General features: G+C 63.4%; 13 protein-coding genes and 5 tRNA genes. 4 read left to right on the top strand and 14 right to left on the bottom strand.

The features are described 5' to 3' along the window. Positions 1–136 precede the first annotated feature (136 nt). Together ACLFKU_RS01390 and ACLFKU_RS01385 are read right to left on the bottom strand one after the other, a co-directional pair. A complete protein-coding gene (locus ACLFKU_RS01390; RefSeq protein WP_368586890.1) occupies positions 137–571 on the bottom strand; it encodes a universal stress protein in 435 nt (144 codons plus the stop codon). Between the two features lie 127 nt (positions 572–698). After that, positions 699–1,601 carry a LysR family transcriptional regulator gene (locus ACLFKU_RS01385; protein WP_410847933.1) on the bottom strand — a complete coding sequence of 301 codons (903 nt, stop codon included), beginning with the start codon at positions 1,599–1,601 and terminating at the stop codon, positions 699–701. A gap of 161 nt (positions 1,602–1,762) precedes the next feature. Between ACLFKU_RS01385 and ACLFKU_RS01380 the strand changes: the two genes are divergently transcribed. Beyond that, entirely contained in the window at positions 1,763–2,578 is an 816-nt protein-coding gene (locus ACLFKU_RS01380) for a haloacid dehalogenase type II (RefSeq protein WP_410847932.1), read from the top strand. 79 nt (positions 2,579–2,657) lie between these two features. After that, positions 2,658–4,250, top strand: a complete 1,593-nt coding sequence (gene aceB, locus ACLFKU_RS01375; RefSeq protein WP_410847931.1) for a malate synthase A — start codon at positions 2,658–2,660, stop codon at positions 4,248–4,250. A gap of 126 nt (positions 4,251–4,376) precedes the next feature. Here the strand turns inward: aceB and ACLFKU_RS01370 are convergent, their stop codons facing one another. Continuing rightward, positions 4,377–4,778 (bottom strand): gamma-glutamylcyclotransferase, encoded by a 402-nt coding sequence (locus ACLFKU_RS01370; RefSeq protein WP_368586888.1) that lies wholly within the window; start codon positions 4,776–4,778, stop codon positions 4,377–4,379. Between the two features lie 182 nt (positions 4,779–4,960). Between ACLFKU_RS01370 and ACLFKU_RS01365 the strand changes: the two genes are divergently transcribed. Then, positions 4,961–5,860 carry a helix-turn-helix domain-containing protein gene (locus ACLFKU_RS01365; protein WP_368586887.1) on the top strand — a complete coding sequence of 300 codons (900 nt, stop codon included), beginning with the start codon at positions 4,961–4,963 and terminating at the stop codon, positions 5,858–5,860. Between the two features lie 47 nt (positions 5,861–5,907). Here ACLFKU_RS01365 and ACLFKU_RS01360 read toward each other — a convergent pair whose 3' ends face one another. From ACLFKU_RS01360 to gltX, 7 genes are all read right to left on the bottom strand, one after another. Then, positions 5,908–6,372 carry a GNAT family N-acetyltransferase gene (locus ACLFKU_RS01360; protein WP_368586886.1) on the bottom strand — a complete coding sequence of 155 codons (465 nt, stop codon included), beginning with the start codon at positions 6,370–6,372 and terminating at the stop codon, positions 5,908–5,910. A 150-nt stretch (positions 6,373–6,522) separates the two neighbouring features. After that, positions 6,523–6,599: transfer RNA gene (locus ACLFKU_RS01355), tRNA-Asp, on the bottom strand. Between the two features lie 80 nt (positions 6,600–6,679). Further along, a tRNA-Glu gene (locus tag ACLFKU_RS01350) sits at positions 6,680–6,755 on the bottom strand. A gap of 61 nt (positions 6,756–6,816) precedes the next feature. Beyond that, positions 6,817–6,893 (bottom strand) — tRNA-Asp (locus tag ACLFKU_RS01345). Between the two features lie 90 nt (positions 6,894–6,983). Further along, a tRNA-Glu gene (locus ACLFKU_RS01340) sits at positions 6,984–7,059 on the bottom strand. A gap of 189 nt (positions 7,060–7,248) precedes the next feature. Continuing rightward, a tRNA-Ala gene (locus ACLFKU_RS01335) sits at positions 7,249–7,324 on the bottom strand. Between the two features lie 121 nt (positions 7,325–7,445). Beyond that, positions 7,446–8,855 (bottom strand): glutamate--tRNA ligase, encoded by a 1,410-nt coding sequence (gltX, locus tag ACLFKU_RS01330; RefSeq protein WP_410847930.1) that lies wholly within the window; start codon positions 8,853–8,855, stop codon positions 7,446–7,448. Between the two features lie 490 nt (positions 8,856–9,345). Between gltX and ACLFKU_RS01325 the strand changes: the two genes are divergently transcribed. Further along, on the top strand, positions 9,346–10,290 hold the full coding sequence (locus tag ACLFKU_RS01325; protein WP_410847929.1) for a patatin-like phospholipase family protein: 945 nt from the start codon (positions 9,346–9,348) through the stop codon (positions 10,288–10,290). A gap of 112 nt (positions 10,291–10,402) precedes the next feature. Here ACLFKU_RS01325 and ACLFKU_RS01320 read toward each other — a convergent pair whose 3' ends face one another. The 4 genes from ACLFKU_RS01320 to ACLFKU_RS01305 form a co-directional block, all read right to left on the bottom strand. Next, positions 10,403–11,068, bottom strand: coding sequence for a C40 family peptidase (locus ACLFKU_RS01320; RefSeq protein ID WP_410847928.1), 666 nt, complete (start codon positions 11,066–11,068; stop codon positions 10,403–10,405). Positions 11,069–11,203: 135 nt separating this feature from the next. Then, the gene (locus tag ACLFKU_RS01315) at positions 11,204–12,835 is read right to left on the bottom strand and encodes an ABC transporter ATP-binding protein (protein WP_410847927.1); all 1,632 of its coding nucleotides are present in this window, start codon (positions 12,833–12,835) and stop codon (positions 11,204–11,206) included. After that, positions 12,832–13,938, bottom strand: a complete 1,107-nt coding sequence (locus ACLFKU_RS01310; RefSeq protein ID WP_410847926.1) for an ABC transporter permease — start codon at positions 13,936–13,938, stop codon at positions 12,832–12,834. The genes ACLFKU_RS01315 and ACLFKU_RS01310 overlap by 4 nt, the downstream gene beginning before the upstream one ends. Next, complete coding sequence (locus tag ACLFKU_RS01305; RefSeq protein WP_368586880.1) at positions 13,938–14,975, bottom strand: microcin C ABC transporter permease YejB; 1,038 nt, start codon at positions 14,973–14,975, stop codon at positions 13,938–13,940. The genes ACLFKU_RS01310 and ACLFKU_RS01305 overlap by 1 nt, the downstream gene beginning before the upstream one ends. Positions 14,976–14,977 lie beyond the last annotated feature (2 nt).

Genomic DNA, 14,977 nt, shown 5'->3' with positions numbered 1-14,977 from the left:
CATGCCAGCGGCCGGGGTCTGAGAGAAGCCAGCACGCGGCAGGCGTGCGGCGAACCTGAACGCGCCGGCTTCGCCGCCGGCGCGTTTTTTTTCGAAGGCCGCGCATGCCGGCACGCTGCCGGCGGTGCAAAGCGATTCAGCGATAGACGATCACAGGAATTTTCGTATGCGTGAGCACCCGCTGCGTTTCACTGCCGATCAACAGGCTTCCGAGCCCACGCCGCCCATGCGACGCCATGAAGATCACATCACAGCCGCCCTGCTCGGCCGCTTCGATGATGCCGAGATACGGCGCCGGATGCACGCTCGTGCGGCTCTCGACGTGGACGCCGACGCGGTGCGCCGCATGCTCGACTTCGCGCAGATGCACGCGCGCTTCGCGCTCGCTGCGTTGCAGGAACTCGCCTGGTGGTTCGATCGCGACATCGGAGAACGGCGAATACGGATACTGCGGCAGACATGCGTACGCGGTCACGCGGGCGCCCACGGCCTGCGCGAGATCGATCGCGCCCGCTATCGCTTTGCGTGAAAGATCTGAACCATCGGTCGGAACCAGGATGTGCCTGAACATGATGCCCTCCGTCGCCGGCTGCGCGCAGCACGGGGTCAGCGTCCAACAAAGCCCAGGGTGCAGGCTGCCCGAAACGATTGTAATGCGTATGAATGCGAGTAATTGCGACCGTCTGGGGATTGGCGGGTCAGTCCCAGTAACCGGGTTCGCCGTACGTATGCTTGAGAAAGTCCAGAAACAGCCGCACTCGCAGCGGCAGATGACGGCGCTGCGGGAACACCGCGTGGATGCCGATCGGCGGCGCGGCGAATTCGTCGAGCACCGTGACGAGGCGCCCCGCCGCGAGGTCCGCGCCGACCTCCCACAACGAGCGCCACGCGAGCCCGTGTCCGGCGAGACACCATTCGTGCAGCACCGCGCCGTCCGAGCATTCCATCGTGCCGGACACCTTGATCGACACGACCTTGCCGTCGTGCTGGAACATCCAGCCGCGCTGCTGGTTCGCGCTCGCGCCGAGCGCGAGGCAGTTGTGGCGCGCGAGCTCGGCGAGGCTGTGCGGCGCGCCGCGCCGGTTCAGATACGCGGGCGACGCGACGCACACGCGGCGGTTTTCGGCCAGCTTCAGCGACACCAGCGACGAATCGGGCAACTCGCCGAGCCGCACCGCGCAATCGAAGCCTTCGTTGACGAGATCGACGAGACGATCGGACAGATCGAGCGTGATCGACACGTCCGGATGCGCGACCGTGAATGCGGGCACCAGCGGCGCCACGTGCCGGCGTCCGAAGCCGGCCGGCGCCGACAGCCGCAAATGGCCGCTCGCCTTCACACCGCCCGCCGACACGCTCGCCTCGGCGTTCTGCATGTCGTGAAGGATGCGCTGGCAGTCTTCAAGAAAGGCCGAGCCTTCGAAGGTGAGCGTGATCTTGCGCGTCGTGCGCACCAGGAGCTTGACGCCGAGGCGCTCCTCGAGCGCGTCGATGCGCCGGCCGATGATCGCGGGCGCGACGCCCTCGGCGAGCGCCGCCGCGGACAGGCTGCCTTTGGCCGCGACGGTGGCGAAGGTCTCGATCTGCTTGAAACGGTCCATGAACGATGCGCGCCGCGAAAGCAATTAAGTCAGCGCAAAAGTGAGGGTTGTGTGTGAGATTAGGTATATGAAAGTAAAAGATCAAGTGATCTTTAGGCTATTTTTTAGTACCTAACGTCACCAATACAATCGATCCCGACCTCTGACAGGAGCGCATGGCAATGTCGGCCACAACGACAGCTTCACCGCGAGCAGTGATTTTCGACGCCTACGGCACGTTGTTCGACGTGCATTCGGTGATCGCCGCCGCGGAGCAACTCTTCCCCGGACACGGCGACGCGCTGTCGCAGCTGTGGCGCCAGAAGCAGATCGAATACACGCAACTGCGCACGCTCGCCGCGCGCAGCGACGCCCCCGGCGAACACTACCGCCCGTTCTGGGACATCACGCTCGACGCACTGCGCTTCGCCGCGAAAAGACTGCAGCTCACGCTCGGCCGCTCGGCCGAAAAGCGTCTGATGGACGAATACGCGTGTCTGTCCGCGTTTCCCGACGCCGTGCCGGTGCTGCGCGCGTTGCGCGAGCCCGCCGCCGCGCCACATGTCGGGCTCGGACCCGGGCTCGCGATCCTGTCCAACGGCAATCCGCAAATGCTCGACATCGCGGTCAAGAGCGCCGGCATGAGCGCTCTCTTCGATCACGTGCTGTCGGTCGATGCGGTGCGCGCGTACAAACCCTCTCCCGCCGCGTATGCGCTCGGCCCCGATGCGTTTGGCGTGGCGGCGCGCGAGATCGTGTTCGTGTCGTCGAACGGCTGGGACGTCGCAGGCGCGACGTGGTTCGGCTTCACGACGTTCTGGCTGAACCGGCAGAACCTGCCCGTCGAAGAGCTCGGCGTGACGCCGCATGGCACCGGCGGCGGGATGAACGATCTGCTGGGCTTTCTGCAAACGCTCCCGACGGCGTCGCGCTCGACTGGCAGCCGTCCCGGAACTCATGGCAGTGGCGGCCGCAAGCGCGCCAGCCCGCGCGTATGACGGCGCCCCTCGCTTTCGGGAACCCACTCCCCTTTTCAACCTTCGCACTTTCTGCAATCTGACCGACCAAGGAGAAAACATGGCTAATCCGCTGTCGATGCCGCAAGGCATGGAAATCACCGGCGACATCAAGCCCGGCTTTGAAGCGATCCTCACCCGCGAAGCGCTGGAACTCGTCGCGGCCTTGCACCGCACGTTCGAGCCGCGCCGTCAGCAGTTGCTGCAGGCGCGCGTCGAACGTGCGAAGCGGCTCGACGCGGGCGAGCGCCCCGACTTCCTCGCCGCCACGAAGAGCGTGCGCGAAGGCGACTGGAAGATCGCGCCGCTGCCGCAGGATCTGCAGTGCCGGCGCGTCGAAATCACCGGGCCCGTCGAGCGCAAGATGATCATCAACGCGCTCAATTCGGGCGCGGACTCCTACATGACCGACTTCGAGGATTCGAATGCGCCGAGCTGGGACAATCAGATCACCGGTCACATCAATCTGAAGGACGCGGTGCGCCGCACGATTTCGCTCGAACAGAACGGCAAGTCGTACCGGCTCAACGACAAGACCGCGATGTTGATCGTGCGTCCGCGCGGCTGGCATCTCGACGAGAAGCACGTGAAGGTCGATGGCAAGCGCGTGTCGGGTGGCATCTTCGATTTTGCGCTGTACATGGTGCACAACGCGAAGGAGCTGATCGCGCGCAGCTCGGGTCCGTACTTCTATCTGCCGAAGATGGAGAGCCATCTCGAGGCGCGGCTGTGGAACGACATCTTCGTCGCCGCGCAGGAAGCGCTCGGCGTGCCGCGTGGCACGATTCGCGCAACGGTGCTGATCGAGACGATCGTCGCCGCGTTCGAAATGGATGAAATCCTGTACGAGCTGCGCGAACATAGCTCGGGCCTGAACGCGGGCCGCTGGGACTACATCTTCTCCGCGATCAAGAAGTTCAAGAGCGACCGCGACTTCTGCCTCGCCGATCGCTCGCAGATCACGATGACCTCGCCGTTCATGCGCGCGTATGCGCTGCTGTTGCTGAAGACCTGCCACCGCCGCAACGCGCCGGCGATCGGCGGCATGAGCGCGCTGATTCCGATCAAGAACGATGCGGCCGCCAACGAAAAGGCCATGGCCGGCGTGCGCTCGGACAAGGCGCGCGACGCGGGCGATGGCTACGACGGCGGCTGGGTCGCGCATCCGGGTCTCGTGCCGGTCGCGATGGAAGAGTTCGTCAAGGTGCTCGGCGACCGGCCGAATCAGATCGACAAGCAGCGCGTCGACGTGCTCGTGACCGCGACCGATCTGCTCGACTTCCGCCCGGAGACGCCGATCACCGAAGCGGGCTTGCGCAACAACATCAATGTCGGCATCCACTATCTCGGTTCGTGGCTCGCGGGCAATGGCTGTGTGCCGATTCACAATCTGATGGAAGATGCCGCCACCGCGGAGATTTCGCGCTCGCAGGTGTGGCAGTGGATCCGCTCGCCGAAGGGCAAACTCGATGACGGCCGCAAGGTGACGGTCGAACTGGTGCGCGAGCTCGCGGGACAGGAACTCGACAAGGTCAAACAGACGGTGGGTGGAGATACGAAGCCGTATGAGCGCGCCGCGCAGATCTTCGAACAGATGTCGACCGCGGAGCAGTTCACCGATTTTCTGACGCTGCCGCTTTACGAAGAGATTTGATGGTGTCGATGATGCGGGCTCGGGCGCGTTGGACCGGCTCGCGCCCGTTGATCCCTTCTGCTTGAATGACGGCGCGCCGCGGACATACATGGCGCGCCGTTTTGTTGGCCGCTGGCGTGCACCGGCTCAGCGCGTGCGCCGATGTTTGACCCAATCTCCCGAACGGATTTCGGGCAGCCCTTTTACCGCGTTCGGCGCGACCGGATAGAAGCGGCAGTTCACGACGTTGCCGTCTACCTTGACCATCACCTCGCGGGCCAGAAAACGGTCGTCGACGCCCGGATATACGGCTTCGATTTCGTCGAGCACCGCGACGAGCGCATCGTCGATTTCATAGACGTCGCCGACCACGTCGACGCCCCCTTCGTCGACGACGAGACCCGGATAGTCGCCAAAATCGAACAGATGGCCGCGCACCGTGGTGCTGCCGAGCAGGCTCGGCGCGGGGAGGTCGTTGCGCGCGGCGGCTTCGCTGATGTCGTTGGTTTCACCGGCACGCAGTGTGCCGTAGACAAAGACGGTCTGCATCGTCGTTGAGTCTCCGTGGTCAGAGGTGATGTTGGTGGCTCGGCGGCCATCGGGACATTATGCAACGGTGGCTCGACGGCATCAGCAACCAGCCACGATCTACAATGCTTGGAGCCCGCGCCGGTGAATGGCCTCGACTGAGCTTCGCCCTTGCCGGCTCCATTATCCGAACCGACCTTGCCATGCCCTCGTCCGCCGAGTCCAACCCGTTGAGCCGCGTGCGTTTCGCCGACATACCGCCCGAGTTCGCGCCGAACGACACGCATCCGATCCGCGTGCGTTCGCGGCCCATGCCGGCGGGCTGGCATATCGCGCGTCATACGCATGCATGGGCGCAGGTCGCGTATGCGTCGCGCGGCGTGCTGCGCGTCGCGACAACGGGTACCACGTGGATGGTGCCGCCATCGCGCGCGATCTGGTTGCCGCCGCATGTCACCCACGAAGTGGTCGCCGTCGAGGATGCGTTCCTGCGCACGCTGTACATCACTGAGAGTACGGTGCCGGCCGGGCTCGATACGCCGCGCGTCGTCGAAGTATCGAACCTGTTGCGCGAGGTGATTGCCGCGCTCGATACGCCCGGCCTGTCCGCCGCGCGCGAGCAACTGCTCGGCGCGCTCGCTCTCGATGAACTGACGCGCTCCGAACCATTGCCGCTGTCCGTGCCGATGCCCAGCGAAAAGCGCCTGCGCGCGCTGTGCGAGGCTGTGATCGCCGACCCGATGCATGGCGAGTCGCTCGAACAGTGGGCATCGACGGTCGGCGCGAGCACGCGCACGATCGCGCGGCTGTTTCGTCAGGAACTGGGGGTGAGTTTTTCGCAGTGGCGTCAGCAGGCGATTCTCGCGCGCGCCATTCCATTGTTGAGCCAGGGGCGGCCGCTGTCGCATGTCGCGCAGGAATTGGGCTATCAGAGCCAGAGCGCCTTCTCCGCGATGTTCCGGCGCGCGTTCGGCGCGAGTCCACGCGCGTTTATCGAGCGAGGCGCCGAGCATCGCGCGAGCAACGGCGAGCATGATGACGCGCAAGCGGATGATGAAACGGCACAGGATCAAGCCGGTTCGGCTGATGTTGCCGAGCGGTGAATGACGATGCCTGGCGATGGGTGTCGGCGATCCACGCAGACCAGGCCTCAAACCCGCCGCGCCAGATGACGGATTGCACCTAGCTGCGCGAGCCGCGGCCCGGCGAGCTTATAGCCCTTGCGCTGATAGAGCCGCGCCGCCGGATTATCGACGAAGACGCGCAACTGCAACTCGCGCAACCCGCGCTCGCGCGCCCATTGATGCGAGATGTCGAGAAGAAACGTACCGGCGCCGAGCCTCCGATATCCTTCGGCAATCTGCACGTCGCGGATATGCAGCGAATCACCTTCCTCGGTGATACGCAGCACGCCCATCGGCACGCCATCCACTTCGAGAATGAAATTCTCCGATTCCCGCCAACTGCCGAGAAACAGATCGCTGCGCCACACCAGATGATGCCGGCGATAATAGCCGCCCATGTTGTTGCGGGTCAGCGCCTCGGCAAACTCGAAATCTTCCATGCTTGCCGTGCGCAGATGAAACGGTGACGGGGCTTCGGTGGGATCGAACATGGCGGGACCGCGAGGATGAGTCGGATCAACGGTAAAACAGGCCGCGCGCGCTGGCAATGGCTGTTTGTCCCGAGCCTTCCGGGAGGCGTCTGGCAGCGGACAGTAGAAATAAAAAAGCCCACTTCTTGCGAAGTGGGCTTTCTCAAAATCTGGCGGAGCGGACGGGACTCGAACCCGCGACCCCCGGCGTGACAGGCCGGTATTCTAACCAACTGAACTACCGCTCCAGATTTTGCATCGCAGCCTGCGAGCCATGCCCTCAGTCTGCTGCACCGTTCAAACTTCCAACCGAACGACGCCGATGTTCTGGCGTCCCCTAGGGGATTCGAACCCCTGTACTCACCGTGAAAGGGTGATGTCCTAGGCCTCTAGACGAAGGGGACAACGTACTGCTTACACCTTTAATGAAAAAGCCCGTTCAGGTATGTATGAACGGGCTTTGTCTGGCGGAGTGGACGGGACTCGAACCCGCGACCCCCGGCGTGACAGGCCGGTATTCTAACCGACTGAACTACCACTCCAGTCTTTACACCTTGCTTGCGAGCGTCGGTTAATTCTCTGCAAGCTGCGCTGCTTTACTACTACTCGAATACTAAAGCGACGCTGATGTTTGGCGTCCCCTAGGGGATTCGAACCCCTGTACTCACCGTGAAAGGGTGATGTCCTAGGCCTCTAGACGAAGGGGACAAAATCTTTTCAGATCCGTCTTAACTCGCTTTCGACTTATTCAACCCGCTCTAACTTTTCAGTTAATCCGTAAAGCTGTTTATCGTCAACTGCGAAGACCGCTATTTTAACTACGTTTCAGCGATTTGTGAAGTCTTTTTTTCTACAAGTTTCAGACTTCGTCACCACTTTAACTTCTCTCTGCTGTGTTGGTGGAGGTAAGCGGGATCGAACCGCTGACCTCTTGCATGCCATGCAAGCGCTCTCCCAGCTGAGCTATACCCCCGCGCACATCAGAGAAACGAGATTCTAGAGGGCGACCTGCGGTTTGTAAATACCCTTTGAGCAATTACATGCGATTTTTTCCGAAGGCGTGCGAGACACCTGTCACGCACGCCCGCAGTCGATCAGCCAAGCGCTTTTTCGATACGGCCAACGACGACGTCGCGACCGAACAGCATCAGCACGCTATCGATCGACGGCGTATGCGTCGTACCCGCCACCACCAAACGCACCGGCATCGCGAGCTGCGGCATCTTCAGCTTGTGCGCGCCGAGCGTAGCCTTCAATGCGGCGGCGATCGCCTCCTTGGTCCATTCGACCGTCTTCAGTGCAGCGGCCAGATCAGCGAGCGCCGGGCGAACCGCGTCGGTCACGTGCTGGGTGAGCGACTCGGCATCGGGCGCCGGCGTGCGATAGAACATCGCGGCATTCTGCGCGATCTCCTTCACGGTCGACGCACGATCCTTCATCAGCCCCACCACGCCCGTCAAATCCGGACCTTGCGCGAGCGAGGCTTCCTCGATGCCGAGCTCGGCGAAGAACGGTTTCGCCAGTTCGGCGAGTCGTGCGTTGTCGGCTTCCTTGATGTAGTGCGCGTTGAGCCAGTTCAGCTTGTCATGGTCGTACTGCGCCGGCGACTTGCCGAGGTGCTCGAGATCGAACCACTCGACGAACTGCTCGCGCGTGAAAATCTCCGCGTCGCCATGCGACCAGCCGAGGCGCGCCAGATAGTTGACGACCGCTTCCGGCAGATACCCTGCATCGCGGTAACCCATTACGCTCATCGCGCCGTGGCGCTTGCTCATCTTCTCGCCCTGCTCGTTCAGCACGGTCGGCAGGTGTGCATACACCGGCGGCTCGCCGCCGAGCGCGCGCAGAATGTTGATCTGCCGCGGCGTGTTGTTGACGTGATCGTCGCCGCGGATCACGTGAGTGATGCGCATGTCGAGATCGTCGACGACGACGCAGAAGTTATACGTCGGCGTGCCGTCCGGACGGGCGATCACGAGATCGTCGAGTTCTTCGTTCGAGATTTCGATGCGCCCTTTCACCGCGTCGTCCCACGCGACCACGCCGGTCAGCGGATTACGAAAGCGCAGCACCGGCGTCACGCCCGCGGGCGGCTGCGGCAGGACCTTGCCCGGCTCCGGGCGCCACGTGCCGTCGTAGCGCGGCTTTTCGCCCGCTTCGCGCTGACGCTCGCGCAGCGCGTCGAGTTCTTCGGTCGACATGTAGCACGGGTAGACGAGCCCCGCGTCCTGCATCTGCTTCAGCACTTCGCGGTAACGGTCCATGCGCTGCATCTGGTAAAACGGGCCTTCGTCGAAATCGAGACCGAGCCATGCCATGCCCTCGAGAATCGCGTCGACGGATTCGGTCGTGGAGCGCTCGACGTCGGTGTCCTCGACCCGCAGCACGAAGGTCCCTTTCATCTTGCGCGCGAACGCCCACGGATACAGCGCGGAGCGGATGTTGCCCAGGTGGATGAAGCCAGTGGGACTCGGTGCGAAACGGGTACGAACGGAGGTGGTCATTAGCGGTTACTCGGAAAACAGGCGCCGGCGCTCGAGCGAACATGACTGCGAAACGCGGCAGCGAAGCGTGCCCATGCTGCGCGCGATGTCACGCACGGCCACGAGTGAAATAGGTGCAAGAGGCGAATTATACCTTCCGCACGCGGGTTGCCGCCCTCGTCCGAAAGGCCTCAGGCGCATGAGCGAACGGCGTCCGGACACCTGCGCAGGCACCTTCCCAGCGCTCGCCCCACCGATCTTGCAAAGACGCGGCCCCAGTTCCGAATACTTCCTCTGCAACGTTTCATTACAGCGGACCGCGCGCGCCGATCGTTTGCATTAAGATGTGTGCGCGCTGATATAAGGGCTTGCCCCCGCACATCGATCCGATAGGAACGGGACGCTCTCCAGCGCGCGGAATCGCCGCCGGCGACCCGCCTGGCCTGACCTCAGCCTGATCGCGGTACGCGCGACGCCGCCTGCGTCGCCCTCGCCGTTGCTGGAGAACTCGTTGAAACCCTCATCCCCCAGTTTGAGCCGCCGCAGCTTTTCGCTAGCGGCAGCCTCTGCGGTGCTTGCCGCCTGCACCACGACCAACGGCAAACTCAATGGCGCGCCGATCACCGCGACGCCCCCCGTTGCGCCGCCTGAAAAAGCGCAACAGAAACCAGTTCGCGTCGCGCTCGCTCTCGGCGGCGGCGCTGCGCGCGGCTTTGCGCACATCGGCGTGATCAAGGCGCTCGAGGCCCGCAATATCCAGATCGACCTGATCGCCGGTACGAGCGCTGGCTCGGTGGTCGGCGCGCTGTACGCGTCGGGCATGAACGGCTTCGCGCTCAACAAGCTCGCGCTGTCGATGGACGAAGCGTCGATAAGCGACTGGGCGATGCCGTTTCGTACCCGCGGCTTCCTGCAGGGCGTCGCGCTTCAGAACTACCTGAACACGACGCTGAACAACCGCCCGATCGAGAAGATGGCGAGGCCCCTCGGCGTAGTCGCGACAGATCTGCAAACCGGCCAGCCGATCCTGTTCCAGCGCGGCAACACCGGCACCGCCGTGCGCGCGTCGTGCAGCGTGCCGTCGATTTTCGAGCCGGTGAAGATCGGCGGCCACGAGTATGTGGATGGGGGTCTCGTGAGCCCGGTACCGGCGTCGTTCGCGCGCAAGATGGGCGCGGATTTCGTCATCGCCGTCGATATTTCGCAGCGACCGGAGACTGGCCTCACCACGAGTTCGTTCGACGTGCTGATGCAGACCTTCACGATCATGGGCCAGACGATCAAGGCCTATGAGCTCGACAAGTACGCCGATGTGGTGATCCGGCCGAATCTCGCGGCGATGAGCGGCAGCGATTTCTCGCAGCGCAATGCGGCGATCCTCGCCGGCGAGGAAGCGGTCGCGAAGATGATGCCGGAATTGCAGCGCAAGCTCGCCGCGCGGCGCATGGGAGCCTGAACGCCTGGTGGCGCACAGTCGCTGTGCCCCACCAGGGGCAACAGCACGTATCAAACGCAAAAAGCCTGCTTCGAACGAAGCAGGCTTTTTTATCGCTGGGCTCAGCGCGGAATCAGTTATTCCCGCCGATCGTCGCGGTCACGCGCTTGCGCAGATCGTCGGCCTGATACGAGGTCTCGATCCGACGCGCACCCGTGAAGCGCTTTTCCCAGTAGCCGTCATCCATGTCGTCGACGCGGATCGTGCTGCCGGTGGACGGCGAGTGCACGAACTTGTTGTCGCCGATATAGATGCCGACGTGCGAGAACGTGCGGCGCATCGTATTGAAGAACACCAGATCGCCCGGCTTCAGGTCGCTGACGCGCACCTTCTCGCCCATCCGGCTCATTTCCTCGGCGCGGCGCGGCAACGCGAGGCCGAGCGTGTCCTGGAACACGTAGCGCACGAAACCGCTGCAATCCAGCCCAGAATCCGGCGTGTTGCCGCCCCAACGGTAGCGAACGCCGATCATGTTCAGCGCGCCGACCACCACGTCGCCCGCTTTGCCGGCCATGCCGGAAAGGAATGATTTGGCGCCGCTGCTTTCGGTGCTAGCAGCCTTGGGTTGAGGAGCGAGGAGGGAGAGAGGATCCGAGCCGTTGGTGGTCGGATAGGAGGCATTCTGATTAAAACCGCTTACTTCATCGGCGAATGCGCCGGGAGCTGCTGCCATCAAGACGCCAATGAACATCCCGGCGACGACGCGCGTGCAAGCCTGGGTGAAGTTTCTGTGCTGCATTGGTCGGTAGTTTTTGCAAAAAAATCAGTCGTCTACGAAAAAGTTTGGTCGATACTAGCCAGTAAGTATTTGCGTGTCAAAAGGAATAGAAAATATCAATCGAGATACGCACTCAATTGGTGAAAGGGTGAAAAATCAACGATCAAGTGCCGCTTTCAGCAGCTTTCGAGTGTAAGGATGCGCGGGTGCCGCAAAAATTTTCTCGACATCGCCGGTCTCGACGATTGATCCGTTTTGCATCACGACGACGCGGTGCGCCATCGCCCCGATTACCTCCAGGTCGTGGCTGATGAACACGAAGCCGAGGTTGTACTTGTGCTGCAAACCGGTGAGCAGCTTGAGCACCTGCTGTTGAATAGACACGTCGAGCGCGCTGGTCGGTTCGTCGAGGATCAGTACGCGCGGCTCGAGTACCAGCGCGCGCGCGATTGCGATGCGCTGCCGCTGCCCGCCCGAAAACTCATGCGGATAGCGATACAGCGCGGTACGGTCGATGCCGACTTCACGCAGCACCCCGACCACCTTGTCGCGCCGCGCCTGCGGGGTCATCTGCGGCCGATGCAGCGCGAGCCCCTCGCCGACGATCCGCTCGATCGTCTGCCGCGGTGAAAGCGAACTAAAAGGATCTTGAAAAACAACCTGCATATTCGAGCGCAGCGCGGTCTTTTCGGCGCCGCGATAGCTCGCGAGCGCCCTGCCCTGAAACTGGATCTCGCCGTGCGCGGTGCGCTGCAGACCGAGCAGCGCCATCGCGAGCGTCGACTTGCCCGACCCCGATTCGCCGACGATTCCAAGCGTCTCGCCCTGGCGTACCGACACGTTCGCCGCGTCGACCGCGCGAAACCGCCCCGCGCCGAACCAGCCGCGCAGGCCCGGCAGCTTCGTTTTGAAGTCGACCGACACGTCGCGCGCTTCGAGCAGCACCGGCGAGATCGGCAGCACCGGCGCGACCTCGCGCTGCGGCCGACTCGCGAGCAGCCGCTGGGTATACGGATGGCGCGGTGCCTCGAACACCTGCTCGACCGTGCCGGTTTCGACCAGCACGCCCCGCTCCATCACCGCGACGCGCTGCGCAAAGTGACGCACCAGGTTCAGGTCGTGCGTGATCAGCAGCACGGCCATGCCGCGCTTTTGCGCTTCGTCGCGCTGCAACTCCAGCAGCAGTTCGACGATCTGCGCGCGAATCGTCACATCGAGCGCGGTGGTCGGCTCGTCGGCGAGCAACAGGCGCGGCCGGCAGGCGAGCGCCATCGCGATCATCGCGCGCTGCCGCTGGCCGCCCGACAGCTGATGCGGATAGCTGTTGACGCGCTTCTCCGGTTCAGTGATGCCGGTGCGCGCAAGCAACGCGACCGCCCGCCGGCACGCCTCGGCCACGCTGACGCCGTCATGCACGACGATCGTCTCGGCAATCTGGTCGCCGATCGTATACAGCGGGTTGAGCGCGGTCATCGGCTCCTGGAAGATCATCGCGATGTCCGAGCCGCGCAGCCTGCGCATCGAGCGCTCGCTCTTTGCGAGCAGGTCTTCGCCACCGAAGCGGATTGCGCCGCTCACCTGCGCGTCGTTCAGCAGGCGCAGCACCGACAGCGCGGTCACGCTTTTGCCCGAGCCCGACTCGCCGACGAGCGCGACGCGCTCGCCGCGCGCGATCGCGAGCGTGACGTCGTCGACGGCCACCGTGTCGCCGAACGCAACGCGCAGATGGTCGAGTTCGAGCAGCGGCGTATCCGGCGCTTCCCGATCGATTCGCGGCAGCGCGCTCATTGGCCACCTCCGGCGTGTATCGCATCGGAGATACGGGTGTCGAGCGCGTTGCGCAGCGCGTCGCCCATGAAGGTCAGCAGCAGCAGCATCGTCACCAGCACGCCGAAGGTCGACACCGAGATCCACCACGCGTCGAGATTCGCCTTGCCCTGAGCAAGGAGCTCGCCGAGGCTCGGCGTCGGCGGCGGCACGCCGAGGCCGAGGAAGTCGAGACTCGTCAACGCGAGAATCGCGCTGCTCATGCTGAACGGCAGGAACGTGATGACCGGCGTCAGACTGTTCGGCAACACGTGACGCCACATGATCTGCCAATGCGACAGGCCCATCGCGCGAGCGGCGCGCACATAGTCCTGCTGGCGATTGCGCAGGAATTCGGCGCGCACGTAATCGGACAGGCCGATCCAGTTGAACAGCGACAGCAGCACGATCAGCAGCGCGAAGCTGCGCTCGAAGATCGATGAAAAGATGATCAGCAAATAGAGCTGCGGCATCGCGTTCCAGACTTCGATCAACCGCTGCCCGACGATATCCGTTCGCCCCCCGAAGTAACCTTGCACCGCCCCCGCGACGATGCCGACTATCGTGCTGATCACGGTCAGCACGAGGCCGAACACGACCGACACGCCGAAGCCATACAGTAGACGCGCGAACAGATCGCGGCCGCGGTCGTCGGTGCCGAGCCAGTTTTCGCGCGACGGCGGCGCCGGGTTGGGCGCCTTCGAGAAGTAGTTGAGCGTGTCGTAGTAGTAATGATTCGGCGGATACAACGCGAAGTTGCCCGGCGCATCGAAGCGGTGACGGATGTACGGATCGAGATAATCGGTCGGCGTCGGGAAGTCGCCACCGAAGGTGGTCTCGGCGTAGGTCTTCACGAGCGGGAAATACAGATGGCCGTCGTAGCGCACGACGACCGGCTTGTCGTTCGACCACAGCGGCCCCACTAGGCTCGCCGCGAACGCGACCACGAAGATGATCAGGCTCCAGTAGCCGAGACGCTGCTGGCGAAACCGGTGCCACACGCGACGCGCCGGTGACGGCGACATCAGCGCCCGCGCGGGTTCGGCGCGCGCCGCAGCATCGGCGGAAAGGCGGGCTCGATTCATCAGCGCTCCAGTTGTTCGAATTGGATGCGGGGATCGACCCACACGTAACAAAGGTCGGAGATCAGCCGCGTGACGAGGCCGATCAGCGTGAATAGATACAGCGTGCCGAGCACGACCGGATAGTCGCGCCGCATCACCGATTCGTACGACAGCAAGCCGAGCCCGTCGAGCGAAAACAGCGTTTCGATCAGCAGGCTGCCGGTGAAAAATGCGCCGATGAACGCACCCGGGAAATTGACGATCAGCGGCAGCAGCGCATTGCGAAACACGTGCTTCCACAACACGCGCCGCTCGGACAAACCTTTGGCGCGCGCGGTCAGCACGTACTGCTTGCGGATCTCGTCGAGGAACGCGTTTTTCGTCAGCATCGTGACGACCGCGAAGCTGCCCACTACCGACGCCGTGATCGGCAACGTGATATGCCACAGATAGTCGAGCACCTTGCCGACGAGGCTCAGCTGGTCCCAGTTGTCGGACGTGAGGTTGCGCAGCGGAAACAGCTGCAGGAACGTGCCGCCGCCGAACAGCACGAGCAGCAGCACGCCCAGCACGAAGCCCGGAATCGCGTAGCCGACCAGCACGACGAGGCTCGTCGCGATATCGAAGTGCGAGCCGTTGCGCACCGCCTTCGCGATGCCGAGCGGCACCGATATCAGATAAGTGAGAAAGAAGGTCCATAGGCCGATGCTGATCGACACCGGCAGCTTCGACACGATCAGCGACCACACGCTCTGATGCCGGAAATAGCTCTGCCCGAGATCGAAGGTCGCGAAGCGCTTGAGCATCAGCCCGTAGCGTTCGAGCGGCGGCTTGTCGAAACCGTAAAGCTGCTTCAGTTGCGCGATCTGCTGCGCGTCGACGCCGCTATGCGAGCGCAGCCCGAACGGCGAGGCGCCCTCCGCGCCCTTGCGCAGCTCGTGCTGCATCTGCTCGACGGGACCGCCCGGCACGAACTGGATCACGACGAAGGTCAGCGTCAGCACGCCGAGCAGCGTCGGGATCATCAGCAGCAGGCGTTTGAGGATGTAGCTCCACATAG

The organism is Paraburkholderia sp. EG304, assembly GCF_046543485.1.
In the GTDB taxonomy this organism is placed as follows: Bacteria; Pseudomonadota; Gammaproteobacteria; order Burkholderiales; family Burkholderiaceae; genus Paraburkholderia; species Paraburkholderia youngii.
This window is presented reverse-complemented; position numbering and strand designations above follow the sequence as displayed.

Coding starts and splice junctions, on each gene's coding strand:
- ACLFKU_RS01380 (WP_410847932.1), top strand. CDS start 1,763: ATGTCGGCCACAACGACAGCTTCACCGCGAGCAGTGATTTTCGACGCC.
- ACLFKU_RS01310 (WP_410847926.1), bottom strand. CDS start 13,938: ATGAATCGAGCCCGCCTTTCCGCCGATGCTGCGGCGCGCGCCGAACCC.
- ACLFKU_RS01390 (WP_368586890.1), bottom strand. CDS start 571: ATGTTCAGGCACATCCTGGTTCCGACCGATGGTTCAGATCTTTCACGC.
- ACLFKU_RS01320 (WP_410847928.1), bottom strand. CDS start 11,068: ATGCAGCACAGAAACTTCACCCAGGCTTGCACGCGCGTCGTCGCCGGG.
- aceB (WP_410847931.1), top strand. CDS start 2,658: ATGGCTAATCCGCTGTCGATGCCGCAAGGCATGGAAATCACCGGCGAC.
- ACLFKU_RS01385 (WP_410847933.1), bottom strand. CDS start 1,601: ATGGACCGTTTCAAGCAGATCGAGACCTTCGCCACCGTCGCGGCCAAA.
- gltX (WP_410847930.1), bottom strand. CDS start 8,855: ATGACCACCTCCGTTCGTACCCGTTTCGCACCGAGTCCCACTGGCTTC.
- ACLFKU_RS01370 (WP_368586888.1), bottom strand. CDS start 4,778: ATGCAGACCGTCTTTGTCTACGGCACACTGCGTGCCGGTGAAACCAAC.
- ACLFKU_RS01365 (WP_368586887.1), top strand. CDS start 4,961: ATGCCCTCGTCCGCCGAGTCCAACCCGTTGAGCCGCGTGCGTTTCGCC.
- ACLFKU_RS01315 (WP_410847927.1), bottom strand. CDS start 12,835: ATGAGCGCGCTGCCGCGAATCGATCGGGAAGCGCCGGATACGCCGCTG.
- ACLFKU_RS01305 (WP_368586880.1), bottom strand. CDS start 14,975: ATGTGGAGCTACATCCTCAAACGCCTGCTGCTGATGATCCCGACGCTG.
- ACLFKU_RS01360 (WP_368586886.1), bottom strand. CDS start 6,372: ATGTTCGATCCCACCGAAGCCCCGTCACCGTTTCATCTGCGCACGGCA.